This window comes from Ligilactobacillus aviarius subsp. aviarius DSM 20655, from assembly GCF_001436315.1.
Classification (GTDB): Bacteria; Bacillota; Bacilli; order Lactobacillales; family Lactobacillaceae; genus Ligilactobacillus; species Ligilactobacillus aviarius.
The window spans coordinates 14,445-35,724 of record NZ_AYZA01000018.1 but is presented as its reverse complement, the minus strand read 5'-3'; the positions used below and the strand labels follow the sequence as shown (position 1 = coordinate 35,724).

Sequence of the window (21,280 nt, the reverse complement as noted above, 5' to 3'; positions counted from 1 at the left end):
TCCGAATCTATGCTCCGCGATTCGTTCGCTTTTCTGCTTCCACCACGCTCGTTTTTTACGTTTTGTCACACCTTCTTCTTTAAGCTTGATACCGTGATTTTCCGTCCAAGTATGTTTCGCTTAAGGTCATATCTGGATTCAAAATCAAGAAGTCAGCGTCGGCACCTGGAACGATTGAGCCAACCTTATTTTCCATGTGCATGCTCTTGGCCGGAACTAATGAACCCATCCGAACGGCTTCTTCCGGCGTTGCAATGTTCCAGTCAACAACGTTCTTCAAGGCATCCTTTAATAAAAGAATGCTTCCGGCAAGGTTATCGCCAACCTTTAACCGTGCCATATCGTCCTTAACGTAAACTTCAAGTTCACCAAGCATGTAGTCGCCATCAGGCATTAAGCCGGCCCGCATGCAGTCTGTAACTAGTGCAACGTTGTCCGGGGTCTTTTGATTGATCAATACTCGAACGGCAGCTGGCGCATTGTGGTGGCCGTCACAGATGATTTCACATGTTGTATCATCCATCGTGTAAGCAGCTCCGACCATTCCTGGATCACGGTGTCCGAATTCATTCATTCCGTTGTATGTGTGCGTAAACATTGATGCGCCGGCTTCAATGCACCGCTTAGCTTGTTCATAGGTTGCTGAACTGTGGCCGATTGAAACCACAACGCCTTCTTCAACTGCTTGGCGGGTAAATTCTGCGGCTCCCTTCCGTTCAGGTGCAATTGAGATCTTATTTAATAGGCCATGTGCGGATTCTTGCCACTTGTGAAATTCATCAATGTCAGGATCGCGTAAGTACTTCGGATCTTGAGCGCCTTTGTGTTCTTCCGTGAAGTACGGGCCTTCAAAGTGGATACCGCGGATCTTGGCACCCGTTTCTTGGCCTTGGTGATCCCCAATTGCCTTACATACATTGTTCAACTGATCAAATGAAGCCGTAACCGTTGTTGGCAACCATGAAGTAACCCCGGCTTTTAACAAACCTTCTGACATTTCATTGATCGCATCCCAGTCGCCATCCGTAACATCATGACCAAGAAGGCCATGAATATGCGTATCAAACAATCCCGGGGCAACCCACTTGTCGCCATATTCAACGATTTTACCAGCCGGCTTTGCTGATTCGGGATAATATGAACCGAACTTGCCGTCATCGGTAATTTCCAAGTAACCATTTGTTTCAGTTGTATTCTTTAAAAAGAATTTTGCTGCATGAATGTAATATGCCATAATATTCTTCCTCGTTTTCTAAATTAGTTTCGTTAAAATTGGAATAGACCATTTGTTACAATCACTATTCTTTCACATTTTGTTATCGCTTGCAAGTTTTTTTGCATAATTTTCCCGTTTTATACTTCTTTATATTTTCATTTTTGTTTTATACTTCTTTATACTTTTAAGCAAAAAAGAAGATGGACCTAAAAGTCACACCTTCTTCTAAAACAATTAATCTAAAGTCACTAAGACCCCATCATCTTCGTTTGATGGACAAACATTTTGGGCAACCTACTTAACTTCAGCCGGTGCATTGACCATTGCATAACTGTGTTTGCAATACCGCAGCATTTCAATATCATTTCCGCCATCGCCGAAAGCAGCACATTGAGCTGGAGTAATTTTCCATCTTTGAACCAGTTGTTTTAATGCCGCTGCCTTATGATTACCAGGAACAATTAAATCGATTGCTCCAAATCCGCTTGAGGTCGGCTCAACTTTCCCCGCAAATTTACGGCGGAACAATTCCAAATAATGATCAGTTTCTTTTTCCGGCACATTGATCGCAAATTTCAAGATTTGATCATCAACGTCGTTAAAATCATCGACCCATTTTAAATGGTGATAATAAAAATTTGTTTGATCAAAAAAGGCTTGATCAACCTGCCCGCGTTCACAGTATGCATTCGCTGCCCCGCACATCACCCATTCAAATTCCGGATGGTGGTGTGCAAATAAAATCATCTCATCAACGACATCGGTTGCCATTTCATTGACCTTTATGATTCTCCCATGGCTTTCGATCATCGCTCCATTCTCCGAAATAAAATTGATTTGGTCGGCACAGTCAGCAAATAAATCACGAATGGTGAAATACTGACTGCCGCTTGCAACGACAAACTCACATCCGACAGCGTTCATCCGTGCTAAAATTCGTTTAAACCGCTTTGTATCATACGTGTGATCAGCATGGGTAAACGTTCCGTCAATATCGGTTGCAACCAGTTTAATGTCATTTTGCATTTTAAAATTCTCCTTGCAAAAGATTGAATCTCCTTCTCCGATACATTAAATAAACCAAAAAAAGAACCCAAAGGCAAGTTCCTTTGAGTTCTCCTTTATTGATCATTAAATTATGCGTTTGCTTTTTCAAATGTTTCTTCAAACAAATCATAGCTGAAATCAGCAGTTGTTGGAACAACCTTGTCAGCCTTTGCTAATTCGTTTGCGTCACCAACAGCAACGGCAACCATGCCAGCGTCTTTGATGGCTTGGACCCCAGCAACCGCATCTTCAACGCCGACGCATTCGCTTGGCTTCAAGTCAACAGCAGCCGCCCCAGCTAAGAAGATATCTGGAGCTGGTTTGCCATGCGCAACCTTTGCGGGATCTGCAATGGCATCGAATTTATCGAACAAGCCAAGTTTCTTTAAGATTGCCGGAGCGTTCTTTGAAGCTGATGCAAGTGACATTTTAACGTTGTGAGCCTTTAATTGAGCAATCAATTCAGTGATTCCTGGTAAAATATCATCTTTTGATAAGCCTTCGATTGCTTCCAAGTAATAGCCGTTCTTCTTAGCAGCTAATTCTTGAATATCATCGTCAGAAAATTGGTCAAGCTTGTTGCCATATTCCAAAATCTTCTTTAATGAATCGATCCGGCTAACACCCTTTAATTCAGTTTCAAATGAAGCTGGTAATTCGATGTCCAAGTTTTCCTTTGCTAACTTACTCCATGCAGCAAAGTGATACTTTGCTGTGTCAGTAATAACCCCGTCTAAATCAAATACTGCACCCTGCATTTGCATAAAAATCTGCCCTCTTTCTTCTTTCTGATGAATGAGACTCTGGAAACTTCCAGAGCCTCATTATTTGTTAACGTCTGACCGTTATTTATTATTTAACTTCAATTTCTTTGCCGTTTAACTTAACTGTTAATGGTTCACCCTTGATTAACTTGATTTCAGTATTGTCCTTGGCAACCTTAACTTCTAATAAGCGGCCACGGAATGTTAAGCGGAAGTTGTATCCGTTCCAAGCCTTTGGTACAAATGGCTTAAATTGCAATTCGCCGTCGTTGACCCGCATGCCTGCAAATCCTTCAACGATTGCTAACCAACCACCTGACATGGCTGTGATGTGCAAGCCGTCAACGGTATCGTTGTTGTAGTTATCCAAGTCAAGCCGGGCTGTTCGTTCATACAATTCAACTGATTTTTCTTCGTACTTCAAATCAGCAGCCATAATTGCGTAGATTGAAGCTGACAAGCTTGATTCGTGAACAGTCAATGGTTCATAGAAGTCGAAGTTCCGCTTCTTTTGTTCTTCTGTGAAGTCATCCATGAAGTACCACATTGCTTGTAAGACATCAGCTTGCTTTACGTATGGTGAACGTAAAATCTTGTCCCATGACCAGTGTTGGTTGATTGGTAATTCATCAGCCGGGATCTTGTTGATTGGGTTGTTGTTTTCATCCAATGTGATGTCCTTGTCTAAGAAGCCATCGTGTTGAACGAAGATTCCAAGTTCCTTGTCTTCTGGTAAGTACATCTTATCAGCGATTTCTTGCCATTTTGAAACTTCTTCATCTGTAATGCCAAGCTTCTTAGCTTGTTCATCAGAGATTTCCTTAGCAATTTGAGCAGTGTAGTCAAGTTCCCACTTAGCAGTTACGTTGGTGTACCAGTTGTTGTCAACGTTGTTTTCGTATTCATCGGCACCTGTTACCCCGTGGATCATGTATTGACCGTTCCGTTCTGAATAGTGAACCCGATCTGCCCAGAACCGTGCGATTTCAACTAAGACTTCGCTACCTTCGTTCAAAACATAGCTCTTGTCGCCAGTTGTCTTTGTGTAGTTGTAAATTGCGTAAGCAATATCACTGTTCCGGTGAATTTCTTCAAAGGTGATTTCCCATTCGTTGTGGCATTCGATTCCGTTGAATGTAACCATTGGGTATAAAGCACCTTTTAAGCCTTGTTGTTGGGCATTGTGGTGGGCACCGTCTAATTGGTTGTAACGGTATAAGAGCAAGTTGCGGGCAACTTCTGGGTCTGATGTTCCTAAGTAAACTGGCAAGCAGAATGCTTCTGTATCCCAGTATGTAGCACCACCGTACTTTTCACCAGTGAATCCTTTCGGGCCAATGTTTAAGCGGGCATCGTTACCATAGTATGTTGAGAACAATTGGAATAAGTTGAACCGAATTCCTTGTTGAGCAGCTTCATCACCATCAATTGTGATGTCTGATTTTTCCCAACGTTCTGCCCATGCATTTGCTTGTGCATCTGCTAATTGGTCGTATGTTTGTTCGCCGGCCTTGTTCATCAAGTCGTTGGTTGCTTTATCCAAAGCATCAACCGTATCGTAATCCCGTGAAGTTGTTACGATTACGCGCTTTTCAAATGAGACTGTTTGATCAGGTTGGATTGAACCTTCAAAATTGTTAGCAACGTATTTTTCTTCATTTTCTGATTGAATTGCCTTCAAGTCTGTTTCGTGACTCATTGCCATTTCAACAGTAAAACGAGGTGTGCCGAAGTTATTTTCAGCAGTCTTTCCAACTAAGCGACCTGACTTGTCAGCAACTGACTTGTCGATTACGCCCCAGAATTGTTCGCCGTAGTTTGAATCTTCGTTATAAACATCAGCGTTGATCAATGATTGAACTTCGATCTTAACTGGTTCGTCGCTTAAGTTTGTAAATGTCAACTTGTTAGCATACAATTCCTTAAATGCGATGCTGACAAACCGTTCAGATGTCACCTTGATCTTGTGACCATCTTTTTCAACGATGAATGAACGATCTAAGACGCCGCGCTTCATGTCTAAGCAAAGTTCAAAGTCTGAGAATGAATCCTTTGCCAAGTCAATTGATTCACCGTTGATCTTGATATCAACACTGACAAAGTCGATGGCATTCGGAACTTTACCGAAGTATTCCGGATAACCATTCTTCCACCAACCAACACGGGTCTTGTCAGGATACCATACACCGCCAAGATAAATTCCTTGGTGGGTGTCGCCAGAATAGTTTTCTTCAAACATTCCACGCATTCCCATGTATTCGTTCCCGATACTTGTCATACTTTCTTGAAGACGCTTATCTTCAGGATTAAATTCATGTGTTACGATCTTCCAAGGATCGATTTCAAAGATTCTTTTCATCTGTGTCACCTCTTATTATTTTTTAGTAACCTTCAACTTGATAGGCAATTTTGATTTGTTTATGTTCGCCGGCCGCTAACCGCACATTGCCGAATTCATCATGATGCAATGCATCCGGTAATGTTTGAACTTCAGTTGCCAGCGAGTCAAAAATGCCCTGACGATCATTTTCACCGTTTTGCGGATCAGCAGTGAAAATCACTAATCCGTTCCGGTCGCTGAAGACTTTAATTTTAACTTTTTGATCTTTTTTATTAATTTCAACAACGGGACTCGTCATTGACGGTTCAACCGCATAACCATTATCGAATCCTTTTTGATTTTCTTCTTTCCGCAATGTTTCAACGGCTTCTGCCAAATCACGCGGTTTTGAAAAATCAAATGCCGTTCCCTTATTCGCTAACAGTTTTCCGGTTGGAATCTTTTCCGCATCAACTTCTTGGCGTTGATCACCGTTGATTTGAACATCAACGTTCTTCAAGCCTTGCGGAAGCGCCCAGTAAATATGAATCGTTGGATCATAGACCGTTGCACTTTGGGCGGTGATGTCATAGGTAACATCTAACCGGTCATTATCGTGCAAGATATAATTGATCATCAGCGTTAAGCTTCCTGGGAACCCGTCAACCGTTGAATCCAAATTCAAGCTCAACGTCACTTCATTGGCTGAAACTTGATACCCATCAAAGACTTGCGTGCTTACGCCCCGGTCACCGCCGTGAAGACTGTTACGGTTTTCATTTGCGGGAACCTGAACTTCGCGCCCATCAAGTTCAAACCGGGCATCCTTGATCCGGCCTGCAATCCGCCCAATTTGTTTGCAAATCTGGTATGGATTATCAGCATATTCTTGAGCACTGTCAAAATTAACAACTAAGTTTTCACGTTGACCATTGTGCATGATTGAATATTCTTGAATGATTCCGCCGAGTGACAAAATCGTTACCCACGTATCATTCGCATTCGTTAACGTGAAACGTTCAATTTCTTTCCCCTGATACATCTCTTTTTTCATCTTTTCACCTGCTTAATTACTCTTCTTCAATTGGAGTATGTGGTTCTTCTGGTGCTTCAGCACTTGTTTCCTTAATTGCAAATACCGCAACAGCACCTAAAAGCATTACGATTCCTGACAAAAGGAACATGTTGGTTTGCTTTCCGCCAAGCAATGGGAAGATGACGAAGCTGGCAAGTGAGGCAACAATTTGTGGCAAGCAAATTGAACCGTTGAACAAGCCGAGGTATGTTCCCATGTGCTTTCCTGACAATGCGTTTGTAACGATTGTCAATGGGTAAGTATTCATTGCAGCCCATGCAATTCCGACTAACGTGAATGAAACGATCAATAACATCTTTGAGTGAACAAAGAAAACTGAACCAAAGCCGATTGCACCAAGAGCTAAACTTCCAGCGTAACCTAATTTGTGCATGTTGTTTGGTAACTTAGCTAAAACATATGACCAAATAACAGCGGCAATTGATTGAACGGCAGCTAAAACCCCATACCAGTTACCAGCTGCTTGGAAGCCGGCTGAAGCAGTGTTCGTTGTGTGCCATACGTTGGCAGCAATTGCTCCGTTTGAGTATGTCCATAAGTATTGGAAAGCAAACCAGCAGAAGAATTGAACTAATGTAACTGTCCAAAATGCCTTTGGGGCCTTCTTCAACAACGTGAACATGCCAACTTTTTCTTCGTTGTCTTCTTCAGAAATGCCATGGTACTTAGCATATGTTTGCGGATCATATTCGTGAACCCGGAAAACAGTGAACAAACTTGTAACGATTAAGATTGCAGCCCCAATGTAGAATGATAACTTAACTGACATTGGAACGTCGCCCTTGTGAGCAGTGTTAGCAACCCCAAAGTATGTTAATACGAATGGGAAAACAGCTGCTAAAACCGCACCGGTGTTTGATAAGAAACTTTGAATTCCGTATGCATAACTCTTTTGCTTATCGTTAACCATGTCACCGATCATCATCTTGAATGGTTGCATTGCAACGTTTGATGACAAGTCAAGAAAGGCAACGGTAATTGCGGCAAAGCACATTGCGGCCATTGAAGCGTAACCTAATCCTAAACTTCCTGAGTTCGGTAACAAGCACATAACGATAACGGCAACAATCGTTCCTAAAAGAAGGTATGGAAGCCGCCGACCGCCGAGTTTCGGTGCCCATGTCCGGTCTGAGAAGTAGCCGACTAATGGTTGAACAACTAATCCAGCCAATGGTGGCAAGATAAAGAACCATCCCAAATCATTGGGGTTAGCCCCGATTGTTTGGAAAATCCGGCTCATTTGTGAACTTTGCAATGTGAAAGCCATCTGAACCCCTAAGAAGCCGAAGTTGATCATCCAAATGATACTTGGTTTCAAATTAGGAAGTCCTGCTTTCGGTTGATCGTTTTTCATTTCGCGATTCCTCCTAAATTGTTTCTAATCGATTACTTAAATAATTGCTCAAGCTATGTAAACGATTTCCAAAAATAATACAATTAAAAGTATACCGCTTTCTCGGATTTTGTGCAATCGGTTGCACAAATTTCAGCACAAAAATAAGTAATTTCTTAACCAAAATTACTTACACTTATTAGTGAATTTCAACCGCAAAGGCTTCATATGGCCGTAATTTATAATCATCTAAATTAATTTTTTCAACATTGTAATTTGAAATCCATGGCTGTTGAATTCCATAATCGAGTTTTAAATCTTGATTTTTCCCAGACAAATTAGCAACCACTAATAGCTTTTGACCATCCATTTCACGAAGATAGGCATAAACATCATTTGAAGTGTTAACCAGGCTGTAATCCCCTTCAACTACCAATAAATGCTTTTTTCGATAATCGATTAGTTTTTTGTACGTATTATAAATGGAGTTTGAATCGCGAAGTTGATCTGCCACATTTATTGTTTTGAAGTTTGGATTTACGTGCAACCATGGTTTCTGACTTGAGAAACCCGCATACTCTCGATTGCCTTCCCACTGCATTGGTGTTCGTGCATTATCTCTTCCTCGATAGTTAATCAGCTGGATAATTTCCTTATCACTTATTCCTTTATTCTTCTTTTCACGATACATATTAGTGCTTTCAACATCGTTAACTTCATCAATCGAATCTACGGGACAATTAGTCATTCCAATTTCTTCGCCTTGATAAATATATGGAGTACCCTTCATCAAGTGTAAAAGGATTGCAAGCATTTTAGCGCTTTCTATTCGATATTCACCGTCATTTCCAAAGGCTGACACTGCCCGTGGTAAGTCATGATTATTCCAAAAAAGACTATTCCAACCCGTCTTATTTAAATCGACTTGCCATTTGTTCAGTACCTTTTTCAACTCGCCAGAATCAATTGGTTTAATGGACCATTTTCCTTGACCATCTTGTTGATCCAATTGAGTATGTTCGAATTGAAAAACCATGCTTAACTCATGCCGTTGTGAATCAGAGTACAATTTAGCAATTTCAGGGGTCGCACCCCAAGTTTCACCGACGGTCATTAGATTTTTTCCACCAAAGGTTTGCTGATTCATTTCCTGAAGAAGTCGGTGTAAGTCTTTTCCGTTTGCCATCTGCATTGTATCTGGATTTTTTCCGATCAGATCAATCACATCTAATCGAAAACCACCAATTCCTTTTTCAATCCAAAAATTCATCATCTTGTATATTGCTTGGCGCAATTTTGGATTTTGCCAATTTAAATCCGGTTGCTTTTTACTGAATTGATGCAAATAGTACTGACCTGTCTGTGAATCGAATTCCCATGCTGATCCGCCAAATGTTGATTGAAGTTCATTCGGTTCATGCCCATCGACTGGGTTCCTCCAAACATAGTAATCGCGATATTTGTTTGTCCGGTCTTGACGCGACTTAATAAACCACGGATGTTTATCTGATGTATGGTTAACAACTAAATCCATGATAATTTTAATTCCACGTTTTCGAGCTTCATCAATCAATAACTGCATGTCTTTCATCGACCCATAAATTGGATCAATTTGTTCGTAATCTGAAATATCATATCCGTTATCAATTCCTGGAGAACAATACATCGGATTAAGCCACAAAGCAGTTATTCCCAAATTTTCGAGATAATCTAAACGATTTATTATTCCCTTGATATCGCCAATTCCATCCGCATTTGAATCTTGAAAACTCTTAGGATAAACCTGATATACGACTGTTTTTTTCCACCAATCTTTTTCCATAAAATCCTCCTTTCTAAAATAGAGTGTAATCGCTTTCTTTTTGATAATCAATATCTTTTTTAACTTTATTTTTTTATTTCATATTTGTAAAATAGATACAAAATACAAAAGCGAGTGTGTTTTATGAAACTAAAACAATTATTAAATTTATATCCTCAAGCAACTGTTCAACAACAGCCTCAAAATCCAGATACATACTTAAATATCAAAATTGATAGTCAGTGGTTTATCCTTCCCAAAGAAAATTTATCTCCAACTGAAGTACAACTACTTCGGATTCTCTCTGACACAAAAGAGGCTTCACAATCATTAAACCAGAGAAAACATCCATGGTCTGATTTTCTCTTGAGAAACGGCAAACTTCCTCCAGTAAAGGAGAAAAAGGTCCGTTTTATTCAAGCTTTTGTAACGATTAACGATGATAATCGTGAAGAATGGGCAAATTCTTTTAAAACTATTTTTTCTAATTCTGATGTGTGCGATTCTTTTTGGCTTACTCCTCATAAATACATTTTGGTTGAAAAGCTCAGCAATGAAAATTATTCGCAGGAAAATTTTGCCGGAATTGCTGAAACACTAGACATCAACCTGAACACTAAAACTAAGTTTTTTGTTGGAAATTATTGGGAAACGACTGATCAGCTTGTTTCCATCTTCAATGAAGAACTAAAAATTACCGATTATGCCGTTACTAAGTCAAACGAAACGGCCGTTTCCATCAGTCAAGTTGCGATTGATTATTGGCTTAATAATTACATTAAAAAAAGCCATTTATTCTCAAATTATAAAAAACAACTCCATCTGTCTGATCAAATGGTTAAGGTTATTACAACCTTATATGACGAGTGTGGAAACATTTCATCAGCAGCTAAAAAGTTATACATTCACCGAAACACACTTCAATACCAGATTGAAAAGTTTCAACATCAAACGGGGCTTAATTTAAAAAATATGAACGACTTGGTGTTTTGTTATTTTCTGACTGTTTAATTTCGTCATGTTGCACAAATTTAATTTCTAAATTTGTGCTTTTTTAGTTTTATTTATGCAAGCGTTTTCATTATTATAAAAGTGTAATCAATTAGATGGGAGATTTAATTATGGTAAAACTAGATTTAGATCATGTATATAAAATGTATGATAATGCAGACTCATACTCTGTAACTGACTTCAACTTACACATTAAAGATCGCGAATTTATCGTTTTTGTTGGTCCTTCTGGATGTGGAAAATCAACAACTTTACGGATGATAGCTGGCCTGGAAGATATCACAAAGGGAACATTCAAAATCGACGGTCGGATTGTTAATGATGAAGCACCAAAAGACCGTGACATCGCAATGGTTTTCCAGAACTATGCTTTGTATCCACATATGACCGTTTATGATAACATGGCTTTCGGACTAAAATTGAGAAAATATGATAAAGCTGATATTGACAAACGGGTCCATAAAGCAGCCTCAATTTTAGGACTAGAAGAATATCTTCAACGGAAACCGGCCGCATTATCTGGTGGACAACGGCAACGGGTTGCTTTAGGACGAGCAATTGTGCGTGATGCACCGATCTTCTTGATGGACGAACCGCTATCAAACTTGGACGCCAAACTTCGGGTTTCGATGCGTGCACAAATTTCAAAACTTCACCAAGATTTAAAGACAACTACTATTTATGTCACTCACGACCAAATCGAAGCGATGACAATGGCTGACCGGATCGTTGTTATGCGAGACGGAAAAATTCAACAAGTTGGAACCCCGCAAGAAGTTTATGATCAACCTGCTAATGTATTCGTCGGCGGATTCATTGGATCACCTGCAATGAACTTCTTCAATGTAACCTTAAAAGATGGAAAAATTGCAGATGAAAATCATGACTTTAACATCAAAGTTCCTGAAGGGAAGCTTAAAGTATTACGTAAAAAAGGCTATGATGGCAAGAAACTCATCTTTGGAATCCGGCCAGAAGACATTCATACAGAACAAGCTTTCTTTGAAGCATTCCCTGACGCAGTTGTAACAGCTACCGTTTCAGTTTCAGAATTACTTGGGGCTGATGCCCAAATTTATAGCAAGGTCGGTGATACCGAATTCGTTTCTAAGGTTGACGCTCGCGACTTTGTTCAACCGGGTGATAGTATGAAAGTCGGATTTGATATTAACAAGGCTCACTTCTTTGATCCAGAAACCGAATTAACATTAGATGAATATTAATCAAGGTGATACCCATGCAGCTTATTGATGTAACTAACAGTTATGCCGCAACAATTCGGCAACAACTCCTTAAAACAACGGCTCATTTCATCAAAATCTACACTTTAGGTAATTCACGGGTCGTATATCGAAAGAAAAGAAATGTTGCCGAAATCGTAATTTCTAATAAGGTTCGTCCAGTCACTGAAAAAGAAATTAATTTTGTCAAAAATAATTTACTTGGTGACGAAGCTGATCAGGCTGTGACAACTAAGCAAGGCAAGTTAGTGGAAATAAATATTAATATTTAAAAAAGAGGTTGTGACATAAGTCGCAGCCTCTTTGTTATATCCGCATAATCGGGTTCCAAAACAAACGAGCTGCGTGGAAGGACGCAAACCTCCGAATCTATGCTGGCGCGATTCGTTCGCTTTTCTGCTTCCACCACGCTCGTTTTTAACGTTTTGTCACACCTTCTTTTAATCAAATTCGATTAAATAGTAAATTTACATCATCTAACTCAACATTTCCACCCATGTCTTGTTCCTTCCATCCATTTGGTTGAAAATTTAACATCTCAAAAATCCGATTTGATGTTTCAGGAATAAAAGGGGCAAGAAGATTCGCTAGATTAATAATCAAATAAATACATTCAAATGATACCTGATAAAACTTATCCCGATCTTCTTTAAATAAAATCCACGGGGTATGTTCATCATAGTATTTATTACTAAATGCAATCATGTCAATAATTTTTTTAGCGGCTTCCTTAACTGCTCCTTTTTTTAAAAGATTTCCAATCTCGACATACGCACTCTGTACCTTTTGTTGTAATTGATCCGAAATTAATTTTCGTGGCACTTTCCCATCACATTTCTTATTTAAAAATGAAAGATTTCGATTAATAAAGTTCCCTAGGCCACCCACAAGAACCTTATTATTAAAATGTATTAAATCCTGTTCAATAAAGTTCATATCTCTTTTTTCTGGGCCTTTTACACTGAAATAAAATCGAATTAAGTCTACCGGATACTTCTCTAGAAGTTCTTTTACAGATACAAAATTGCCTTTACTTTTAGACATTTTTTCGCCGTTAACATTTACATATTCACTACTAATGATTTCATCTGGCAACCGATAATTCTCTTTTAAACTTAAAAGTAATGCTGGATAAATAACTGTATGAAACGGAATATTATCTTTTCCATGGACCAAGTATATTTTACAATTATCGTTTTTTACAAAATCATCAAAATTAAGTCCGTTCTTTTGACAAGCCTGCTCGCCGGCTGTAATGTAGCCTAATACGGCTTCAAACCATACATAAACCTTTTTGTCTTTAAAGCCTTCAATGTCTACCGGTACGCCCCATGCAATATCACGCGTCGCATCCCGATCTTTTAATCCATCTTTTAGATATTTCTGGGTTTCATTCACGGCATTTGTTCGCCAGTCGTCACTTTTCTGCTTTAACCAGTCATCTAATGATTTTTGAAAAGCCGATAACTTAAATACCAACTGCTCATTTTCACGCTGCTCTAATGCACTTTTCCCACATATTTTGCATACTTTATCTTTTAACTGACTTGGATTTAATGTATGCAGGCATTCTTCGCACTGGTCTCCCCGTGCAAATCCTCCGCAATAAGGACAATGCCCCTCAATTTCACGATCAGCTAAAAATTTATTATCAATTGGACAATAGTCCTGAAGCTCTTTTTTAGGATATAAATATCCATTGTGATATATCCTCTTAAACATCTCTTGAACTCGTTTAAGATGATACGGCCTCATTGTATTGGAGTAATCATCATATGAAAAATTTAATTTGTTAAATAAATTCCTAAATTCGCTATCATATTCAGTTGCGATATCTTTCGGGGCCACTCCTGCCTTTTGTGCTCGCACGGTTATCGGCGTACCATGACAATCCGTTCCTGAAACATAAATTACATTATTCCCACTTTGTCTAAAAAATCTTGCAATAACGTCTCCAGGCAATAGCGATGCTAGATGCCCAACGTGCAATGTATTATTGGCATATGGCCACGCACCGCCAATAAAAATATTTTTCTTCATAAAATCTTCCCCTTTTCTTTACTGACGCTTATAAGTTTCATTCCTGAATCATAAACTGGTTAGCAACATATTCATCATTAAAGTGAGTCTTGCCGTAAATCATCAATAGATAAACAACAGCCACTAAAGTTTCAACCATCATAATCATTGAAATATCAAATTTAAAGAAACCTACTATTGCAGTAATAAAGCATGACGGTCCAATCACATAATCAAATATTGCACAGGCCTCTTTAAACGTTGCAATCGTCGTAAATGAACTTTTACGGGTTAGCCACAGGAAGAATGCCCCAATAAATAAGAAAATGAGGTTTGTAAATAATACAATTGCACCTAACATATACATTGTTGAAAAAGTTACTCCCATTCGATTGATCCGGAACCATGTTTGAGAAATCTTAGAGTAGAAGTTTCCTTTACTTGGATTAATGTCTTTCATAAATCGAATTGTTGATGTTGTCCCATTTTCTTTTAAGACAACCTCTTGATCACTTAAGAAGATGCCATTTCGATAATTTTTCTCTAAACTTGATGGAATATTAACGCCGATAATTCCATTCGAACTATTTTCAATTACCTTCTCACCTTTAAAATCAAACGTCCCATCGTGATATGGAGTCTGATGAATCGTTTTTTGCAGATCTTGATTCTTTAACATCCGGTTAACTTTAGGCATAAACATTCCTAAATTAACACTTGACTGCCTTGCATAATATACCGGAACTGTTAGCAAAATCAATGCAAATGAAAATACCAACGTTAAAATCATCTGTCCCCATGATAATTTTTTTCGGTTAGTAAACATTTTTTGTGGATTAATCCACGTTGAAAAGTAACTAAATGGAAATTTATCAGTCATTTTAATACGCTCCTTGAAAAGTTCTTACAGTAAAAATTGTATAACATTATCTTCCTAATAGAAAAGGGACTGCCAACGCAGTCCTTTTCTATTAACGTTGTTAAAATTATCCTTTGGCACCACCAGCAGTAAGACCTGATACGAAGTACCGTTGTAAGTATAAGAATAATAAGCAGATCGGTAAAGCAACTAAGATTGCTCCTGCAGCAAACAATGCAAATTGCTGGTTTTGAGCATCGCTAATGAAGCTTTGTAACCCAACTGCAACCGTCCATTTACTTTGTGCACGGAGTAAGTAACTTGCGGTCATATAATCTCCGAACGGTCCCATGAAAGCCCATAAGGCTTGCACAGCTACCATCGGTTTAACTAATGGGAAGACAATCTTCCAGAAAATCGTAAAGTTTCCAGCTCCATCAAGTTTAGCAGATTCATCAAAGTCATATGGAACAGTATCGAAATAGCCTTTCATCAGGTAAGCATTCATTGGAATTCCACCACCGATGTAAACCAATGTGATGTACCAGAAACTGTTTAACCCGTGAACTAATAATCCTAATACAAAGAAAGCAGTTAATGCAGCCATTGTTGGGATCATTTGAACAACTAAGAAGAAGATCAATGACCACTTTTTACCTGCAAAGTTATACCGGCTGTACGCATATCCTGCCAGTGTGACCGCAGCAACTTGAACGATCATCGTCATTACGGAGATAATCAACGTGTTCATATACCATGTTCCGTATAACGTTGTTGAGAACAATTGCTTAAAGTTATCTAATGACCATGGTCCGCTAAAGTTCAATGTGAATGCTTGTAAGTTAGCATTCTTAAATGCTGAAATAAATGTAATTGCTAATGGATACAAAATGATAATCGATAAAATTATCATATACAGATACGTAAAGAAATGTTGGAAAAATCTTTTACGCTTAATCGAACTTGTCGTTGTTTTCTTTATTTTTTCAGCCATTTATCTCATCCCCCTTAATCCATATTAAAGGCGTGGGTTTTCTTGAAGACAACCAGTGATACGCCGATAACAATTGCCGAAATCAACAATGTGATTGCTGAAGCAAGTCCATATTGCGGCGTATTACTTGTTGTCAACTTATAAATCCAAGAAATCAGAATATCTGATCTTCCGGCACCGCCGCCGACATCTCCAGGACCCCCGTTATTAAACAGGTAAATGATCGTGAAGTTGTTGAAGTTAAATGTATATTGAGTTACAAATGTTGGAGCTGCAACTGCTAAAATTGCTGGCAATGTAATGTGGTTAAACTTTTGAATTGCCGTTGCCCCATCAATTGTTGCGGCTTCATATAGGTTTTGATCAATTGATTGCAAAATCCCCGTAACTAAAACATAAATGTATGGGAATCCAAGCCATCCTTGAATCATAATCAAAGCGACCTTTGTCCAAAGCGGATTGGTCATCCATGGAAGACCATGCAAGTGCAAAAACGGTAATAAATGATTCAAAAATGGGATAACCTGAACGTTGATCGCACCGGCCGAATCATTGAAAATGTTTGAAAAACTCATGATTGTTACAAATGCTGGAACGGCCCATGGAAGCAAGAAGATAATTCCAAACAACCGTTTTCCTTTAATAAAGCTTTGGTTAGCTACAACCGCTGTAAATACTCCCAATGTAATTTGAAGAGTCGTTGCCGCAAATGTCCAAATAAGAGTCCAACCGAATACTGAAAGGAACGTTGCACGATATGAACTTAAGAAGAACATGTCGTGGAAGTTCTGAATTCCGATCCAACTAATCAAAGACTGTGGCGGAACGTGGTTGAAGTTGTAGTTAGTAAATGCCATAAATAAAGTAACAAGAACCGGTAAAATAATGACAAAGATCATTAAGGCATATGCCGGGAAAGTTAACATGTATGGAAAACCATTTGTTGCCAATGAATCCCGAATACCTTTCCAACCATCTTCAACTTCTTTTCCTTTTTGAATTCGAACTGCGGTTTGGTATGCATCGCGAATTTGAACGCCGTAGAAGAAAAGCGCAATAATCGTTACTAATAACTGCAACGTTCCTTGAACCATCAAGAACATTGAGTTATCCACCCCTGGATTAGTCCCCAAGGTAACTAATCCAACAAGCGCATTTCCTCCAAAGAAGACCATTTCAATTACAAACAGAATGAATAATCCTAGAAAAATTCCACCTTTTACTTTTTGTCCGTTTTTAAACTGTCCCAGTCCAGGAATAATGGACAATAAGGCCGAAGTCCGCGGACTTTGCTTATTTTCTTTCATTGTTCTTCTCTCCTTGTATGAGATTCATAAAGAAAAGAGTTTAAGGATCTGAAATTCTTAAACTCTTTCACACTTCTATCTACATTAGTTTACGTGATACTTCTGCTTGATTTGTTGCTTAATTTGCTTTGTAGCTTGTTTTGCAGCTTGTTCAGGTGTTTCCTTGCCAGAAGCAGCATTTACAAGTAGATTTTGTGCTCCAGTCCAAACTTCTGTCATTTCAGGAATGTTTGGCATTGGGTCAGACTTTTGATATTGATTATTAACGGCAACTGCTAATGGATCACCTGACTTAACGGCTGCTGCACGTGATTGATCATTAGCCGGAATTTCTTGTGTATCCTTGTAGAACAATGTTTGATTCTTTTCAGTTGTTAAGTAGTTAATAAACTTCTTAGCTAATGCTTTTTGATTTGAACGGGCATTAACTACCCAAGCTTTCCCACCAGCAAATGGTTGATATTGTCTGTTGCCTGGTAACATTGGCAATGCTGCAACGCCTAAGTTGTCTTTCATACCATCTTTCTTGTATGTTTGAGCCATCCAAGGTCCATCAATTACAACAACTGTTTTGCCTTTTGTAAATTGTGATGTAATGAAGTTTTCATTTGATGTTGTTGCTTGCATCCCTTTTGGCCAGATGTTAAACCAACTTGTCATGTACTTGATTCCATCAACAGCACCTGGAGTATCTAAACCTAATTGCTTTGGATTTGTGTTATTGTCACCAAATACATAGCCACCGTATGCTTTGATTACCCCATATGCATTATAGAAGTTTGTCCATTGGCAAAGGAAAGCAACGTTCTTTGACTTGTCATGCGCATATGCATATTTTGGATCCTTTGACATCTGTGATAATTGATCAAATGTTGTTGGTGCATCCTTAACTAAGTCTTTGTTGTAATATTCAACTAAAGTTTCAATTGTTGCAGGATCCCCGTATTGCTTGCCTTTTAACGTTACGTTTTGCTTATCACGGCTATTGTAACGACCGTCAGTTGGTAAGGTTACATTTGCAAGTAAGCCTTGCTTTGCCAATGTTCCAACTTGGTCATATGGTGCAAGCATTACATCAGCTGCATTTCCTGATTGTTCATCTTGTGAAAGTTTTTGCAAAGTATCCATTGTTGGATTCTTCTTTACAACAACCTTGCAGTGGTTTTCCTTTTCGAACTCACCCTTTACGCTTTCAGCGTATTTGTAGTAGTTCTTATCAACTGAAACCGTGATTGTCTTTTCACCGCTGTCAGCTTTTTTGCTATTGCCACACCCGCCAAGTGCAAGTGCAGTTAAGCCAGCGGCAACAGCCACAATCCCTAACTTTTTAATACCCTTTTTCATAAAAATACCTCCTTGGGCTTTATGCCATCTTCTTTACACTTATAATATTAAACTTTTCTCACAGTTTTGCAACCGCTTTCAGAATGTTAGCGTTAACAGAATATAACATTTGTAACAAAGTGCTAATATAAAGCCGTAATAAAAATAAGGAGATGTATTAAATGGTACCTCAAAGTGTTAAAGAAGCAGTTTTTAATATGCGAAAAGATTGCAAAATAAGTGATGGTCAGCGTGATAAAGGGCTTCCTACAAGTATTCCCGAAGTTGAACGGATTAATGATTTGCAATATGGGGATGACCCGCTCTGGAACTTACTAGATATTTATCTGCCTAAGAAAAGAAGCGAAAAAGTTCCAACCATCATTCATATTCACGGCAGTGGATGGTGTTATGGTACAAAAGAAACATATCAATTCTACGGAATGAACCTCGCAAAAAATGGTTTTGGTTTTGTAAATTTCAATTATCCTCTAGCACCAGATGTTCAATTTCCTCAAGAGCTGGACAACGTTAATAAAGTTTTTCATTGGGTTGCTGAACATGGAAATGAATATGACCTTGATTTAAATAATGTCTTTATTTCTGGAGACAGTGCTGGCGGACAAATGGCTGAACAATATCTAACAATTCTTTTTAACGACGAATACCGTCAATTATTCGGCTATAAGAAACCTCATTTAACAGTTCGAGCTGCTACACTTAATTGTGCAGCTTGCTTTTTAAAAATTCCGGGAATAATCCAGGGTGCAATTAAAGCTTATTTCCCCCCAGAAGTAGTCGCTAAAAATCATGAACGATTAAATACGGAAAAGTACATGACAAAAAAACTACCGCCAATATTCCTTATGACTGCCAATCATGATATGACTTTCCCACACGATTCCATGATTCGCTTAGATGGATACCTAATGGCAAAGGGAATCACTCATGAATTACACATTTACGGTGACCAAGATCATCCTCGAGGTCATGTTTTTCACATTGATCAACGCGATCCAATTGCTACCAAATGTAATCGAGATGAAATGAATTTTTATCGTAAATATATTAAATAAACCTATTAAAAATAGTCTTAGATGCTCTTTTAGTATCTAAGACTGTTTTATATCAAAATAAAAATACCAATAAAGCTATTACTCTATTGGTATTAAAAGGTATATACTACTATTCTTGATAAATTACCATCCCTTGCGACTGCAAATTACCGTTTTCAAAATTTTGTTCAATAGCTGGTAAAACATCTTCATCGACTGTAATCTTATCTTGACCAAAATTAAAAATCGCCTTGACCTTTTGTTTATTAATTCGACGTTCAATTTCAACTACTTTATGAACATCGTCAACCTTACGCCATTGAATTTCTCCTTTACTTAAAAGTTGAGCATTTTCTTTTCGGAATGCAATCAACTTTTGAACAAATTGAAACATCTTATGATCCTGCTTGGTTGAATCCCAAATCATACATCTCCGATTATCTGGATCAAATCCACCGGTCATTCCCACTTCAGTTCCGTAGTAAATACATGGACTTCCAGGTTGAAGAAACATTAATACCAATGCTTGGCGTGCTAAATCTTTATTTTCCTTGCATAGTCTCAATAATCGAACGGTATCATGGGTATCAAGTGAATTAAGCATTACTTGATTCGTCTGATCCCGATAAAGCATTAATTGTTCATTTAACATCGAAACCATTTCTTTCAATGTGATTTCCTGTGATACCGTCCCTTGAATCAGAGATTCTGTATATGGATAATTCATCGCCGCATCAAATTCATCATGTCCGACCCATTCTTGAGCCGAGTGCCATACTTCACCTACAACATAGAAATCAGGCTTAATTGCATGAGTAGCTTGATAAAACTTTTGCCAGAAATGATGATCGATTTCGTTTGCAACATCTAATCGCCAGGCATCAATGTCAAATTGCTTAATCCAGTAAGTTGCAATATTGAGTAAATAATCAATTACTTCCGGATTAGCAGTGTTGATTTTCGGCATATGTGGGGTATTCGCAAATACTTCATAGGTAATATCAGTTGCAAACTCATTGTTTGTTGTTTTCTTATAAGAAACCGGGAACTTTTTTATGTGGAACCAGTTTGCAAAACGTGATTTTTTACCGTTCTTTACTACATCCTGCCATTGCATTGAAAAATCACCCATATGATTAAAGACCGCATCCAGCATTATTCTCATCCCGCGAGCATGTGCTTGATCAACTAATTCCTTAAAATCTTCCTTGGTACCGAAACTTGGATCGATGTTAAAGTAATCGATTGTATCATACTTGTGATTCGATGAGGCAGTAAAAATCGGACAAAGATATATTCCATTAATTCCTAAATCTTTCAGATAATCTAACTTCTGTGTTATTCCACGTAAATCACCACCAAAGAAATTCTCACGCGTTGGTGCCACACTTCCCCACGGAAGAGTTCCCTGAGGATCATTTTGAGGATCACCATTTGCAAACCGTTCTGGAAAAATTTGATACCAAACAGTCTTCTTTACCCAATCCGGAGTCTTAATCCGATCAATTTGATGTAAGTAAGGCATCCGGAAACATGTTAACTTTTGAATTGCTTCATCGGTGTACTTAACAACTTTTCGGTCATCATATAAATATTCACTGTCATCGTTTCCTACTAAATGAAAAGCATATTGTAACCGATTAGTCGGAACCTTGATATTAGCAATCCAATAGTCATGATATTCTGATTGAAATTTTCTTTCCATTGCTAAAACATCATGTGCCCATTCGCTTTGATCTTTTTCGTTAACTTTCGTACCATATGGATCACCGTATAATAATTCTACTTTCTTTAAATCATTGTGTTTGGTTTTTAGTCGAATTTGAAAGAGATCTTCATTAACTAAGTACGCCATTTCACTATCTGGTCGATGATAAATTGCTGAAATTTCCAT

Annotated in this window: 17 protein-coding genes; 4 read left to right on the top strand and 13 right to left on the bottom strand. The window is 38.4% G+C overall.

The window, feature by feature from the left end; genetic code table 11:
* Nucleotides 1-79: 79 nt before the first annotated feature.
* The 7 genes from nagA to FC33_RS03620 form a co-directional block, all read right to left on the bottom strand.
* Entirely contained in the window at nt 80-1,234 is a 1,155-nt protein-coding gene (gene nagA / locus FC33_RS03650) for an N-acetylglucosamine-6-phosphate deacetylase (protein WP_057827268.1), read from the bottom strand.
* 276 nt (nt 1,235-1,510) lie between these two features.
* Complete coding sequence (locus FC33_RS03645) at nt 1,511-2,242, bottom strand: Cof-type HAD-IIB family hydrolase (protein ID WP_057827267.1); 732 nt, start codon at nt 2,240-2,242, stop codon at nt 1,511-1,513.
* A gap of 110 nt (nt 2,243-2,352) precedes the next feature.
* Entirely contained in the window at nt 2,353-3,021 is a 669-nt protein-coding gene (pgmB, locus tag FC33_RS03640; protein WP_057827294.1) for a beta-phosphoglucomutase, read from the bottom strand.
* Nucleotides 3,022-3,115: 94 nt separating this feature from the next.
* The gene (locus FC33_RS03635; RefSeq protein WP_057827266.1) at nt 3,116-5,386 is read right to left on the bottom strand and encodes a glycoside hydrolase family 65 protein; all 2,271 of its coding nucleotides are present in this window, start codon (nt 5,384-5,386) and stop codon (nt 3,116-3,118) included.
* Between the two features lie 22 nt (nt 5,387-5,408).
* Nucleotides 5,409-6,401 carry an aldose epimerase family protein gene (locus FC33_RS03630; protein ID WP_057827265.1) on the bottom strand — a complete coding sequence of 331 codons (993 nt, stop codon included), beginning with the start codon at nt 6,399-6,401 and terminating at the stop codon, nt 5,409-5,411.
* Between the two features lie 16 nt (nt 6,402-6,417).
* Nucleotides 6,418-7,797 (bottom strand): SLC45 family MFS transporter, encoded by a 1,380-nt coding sequence (locus FC33_RS03625; protein ID WP_057827264.1) that lies wholly within the window; start codon nt 7,795-7,797, stop codon nt 6,418-6,420.
* Nucleotides 7,798-7,975: 178 nt separating this feature from the next.
* A complete protein-coding gene (locus tag FC33_RS03620; RefSeq protein ID WP_057827263.1) occupies nt 7,976-9,598 on the bottom strand; it encodes a glycoside hydrolase family 13 protein in 1,623 nt (540 codons plus the stop codon).
* A 123-nt stretch (nt 9,599-9,721) separates the two neighbouring features.
* On the opposite strand from FC33_RS03620, the gene FC33_RS03615 reads away from it, so the two are divergent.
* The 3 genes from FC33_RS03615 (at nt 9,722) to FC33_RS03605 (ending at nt 12,101) form a co-directional block, all read left to right on the top strand.
* The gene (locus FC33_RS03615) at nt 9,722-10,588 is read left to right on the top strand and encodes a helix-turn-helix domain-containing protein (protein WP_057827262.1); all 867 of its coding nucleotides are present in this window, start codon (nt 9,722-9,724) and stop codon (nt 10,586-10,588) included.
* Nucleotides 10,589-10,698: 110 nt separating this feature from the next.
* Nucleotides 10,699-11,811 carry an ABC transporter ATP-binding protein gene (locus FC33_RS03610; RefSeq protein WP_057827261.1) on the top strand — a complete coding sequence of 371 codons (1,113 nt, stop codon included), beginning with the start codon at nt 10,699-10,701 and terminating at the stop codon, nt 11,809-11,811.
* Nucleotides 11,812-11,825: 14 nt separating this feature from the next.
* Nucleotides 11,826-12,101, top strand: coding sequence for a DUF1827 family protein (locus tag FC33_RS03605; protein ID WP_057827260.1), 276 nt, complete (start codon nt 11,826-11,828; stop codon nt 12,099-12,101).
* A 172-nt stretch (nt 12,102-12,273) separates the two neighbouring features.
* Here the strand turns inward: FC33_RS03605 and metG are convergent, their stop codons facing one another.
* From metG to FC33_RS03580, 5 genes are all read right to left on the bottom strand, one after another.
* Entirely contained in the window at nt 12,274-13,869 is a 1,596-nt protein-coding gene (gene metG, locus FC33_RS03600) for a methionine--tRNA ligase (RefSeq protein WP_057827259.1), read from the bottom strand.
* A 37-nt stretch (nt 13,870-13,906) separates the two neighbouring features.
* A complete protein-coding gene (locus FC33_RS03595) occupies nt 13,907-14,728 on the bottom strand; it encodes a DUF1189 family protein (RefSeq protein ID WP_057827258.1) in 822 nt (273 codons plus the stop codon).
* A 106-nt stretch (nt 14,729-14,834) separates the two neighbouring features.
* Nucleotides 14,835-15,701: a sugar ABC transporter permease gene (locus FC33_RS03590; RefSeq protein ID WP_057827257.1), complete on the bottom strand. Its 867-nt coding sequence runs from the start codon at nt 15,699-15,701 to the stop codon at nt 14,835-14,837.
* Nucleotides 15,702-15,715: 14 nt separating this feature from the next.
* Entirely contained in the window at nt 15,716-17,008 is a 1,293-nt protein-coding gene (locus FC33_RS03585; RefSeq protein WP_057827256.1) for a carbohydrate ABC transporter permease, read from the bottom strand.
* A gap of 84 nt (nt 17,009-17,092) precedes the next feature.
* The gene (locus FC33_RS03580) at nt 17,093-18,352 is read right to left on the bottom strand and encodes a sugar ABC transporter substrate-binding protein (RefSeq protein ID WP_057827255.1); all 1,260 of its coding nucleotides are present in this window, start codon (nt 18,350-18,352) and stop codon (nt 17,093-17,095) included.
* A 161-nt stretch (nt 18,353-18,513) separates the two neighbouring features.
* Here FC33_RS03580 and FC33_RS03575 point away from each other — a divergent pair, with 161 nt between their 5' ends.
* Nucleotides 18,514-19,407 carry an alpha/beta hydrolase gene (locus tag FC33_RS03575; RefSeq protein WP_057827254.1) on the top strand — a complete coding sequence of 298 codons (894 nt, stop codon included), beginning with the start codon at nt 18,514-18,516 and terminating at the stop codon, nt 19,405-19,407.
* 109 nt (nt 19,408-19,516) lie between these two features.
* Here the strand turns inward: FC33_RS03575 and FC33_RS03570 are convergent, their stop codons facing one another.
* On the bottom strand, nt 19,517-21,280 hold the full coding sequence (locus tag FC33_RS03570; RefSeq protein WP_057827253.1) for a glycoside hydrolase family 13 protein: 1,764 nt from the start codon (nt 21,278-21,280) through the stop codon (nt 19,517-19,519).

What these genes read in the sequence shown, in the direction of transcription:
- nagA (WP_057827268.1), bottom strand. Translation starts at nt 1,234, where the DNA reads ATGGCATATTACATTCATGCAGCAAAATTCTTTTTAAAGAATACAACT.
- FC33_RS03645 (WP_057827267.1), bottom strand. Translation starts at nt 2,242, where the DNA reads ATGCAAAATGACATTAAACTGGTTGCAACCGATATTGACGGAACGTTT.
- pgmB (WP_057827294.1), bottom strand. Translation starts at nt 3,021, where the DNA reads ATGCAGGGTGCAGTATTTGATTTAGACGGGGTTATTACTGACACAGCA.
- FC33_RS03635 (WP_057827266.1), bottom strand. Translation starts at nt 5,386, where the DNA reads ATGAAAAGAATCTTTGAAATCGATCCTTGGAAGATCGTAACACATGAA.
- FC33_RS03630 (WP_057827265.1), bottom strand. Translation starts at nt 6,401, where the DNA reads ATGAAAAAAGAGATGTATCAGGGGAAAGAAATTGAACGTTTCACGTTA.
- FC33_RS03625 (WP_057827264.1), bottom strand. Translation starts at nt 7,797, where the DNA reads ATGAAAAACGATCAACCGAAAGCAGGACTTCCTAATTTGAAACCAAGT.
- FC33_RS03620 (WP_057827263.1), bottom strand. Translation starts at nt 9,598, where the DNA reads ATGGAAAAAGATTGGTGGAAAAAAACAGTCGTATATCAGGTTTATCCT.
- FC33_RS03615 (WP_057827262.1), top strand. Translation starts at nt 9,722, where the DNA reads ATGAAACTAAAACAATTATTAAATTTATATCCTCAAGCAACTGTTCAA.
- FC33_RS03610 (WP_057827261.1), top strand. Translation starts at nt 10,699, where the DNA reads ATGGTAAAACTAGATTTAGATCATGTATATAAAATGTATGATAATGCA.
- FC33_RS03605 (WP_057827260.1), top strand. Translation starts at nt 11,826, where the DNA reads ATGCAGCTTATTGATGTAACTAACAGTTATGCCGCAACAATTCGGCAA.
- metG (WP_057827259.1), bottom strand. Translation starts at nt 13,869, where the DNA reads ATGAAGAAAAATATTTTTATTGGCGGTGCGTGGCCATATGCCAATAAT.
- FC33_RS03595 (WP_057827258.1), bottom strand. Translation starts at nt 14,728, where the DNA reads ATGACTGATAAATTTCCATTTAGTTACTTTTCAACGTGGATTAATCCA.
- FC33_RS03590 (WP_057827257.1), bottom strand. Translation starts at nt 15,701, where the DNA reads ATGGCTGAAAAAATAAAGAAAACAACGACAAGTTCGATTAAGCGTAAA.
- FC33_RS03585 (WP_057827256.1), bottom strand. Translation starts at nt 17,008, where the DNA reads ATGAAAGAAAATAAGCAAAGTCCGCGGACTTCGGCCTTATTGTCCATT.
- FC33_RS03580 (WP_057827255.1), bottom strand. Translation starts at nt 18,352, where the DNA reads ATGAAAAAGGGTATTAAAAAGTTAGGGATTGTGGCTGTTGCCGCTGGC.
- FC33_RS03575 (WP_057827254.1), top strand. Translation starts at nt 18,514, where the DNA reads ATGGTACCTCAAAGTGTTAAAGAAGCAGTTTTTAATATGCGAAAAGAT.
- FC33_RS03570 (WP_057827253.1), bottom strand. Translation starts at nt 21,280, where the DNA reads ATGGAAATTTCAGCAATTTATCATCGACCAGATAGTGAAATGGCGTAC.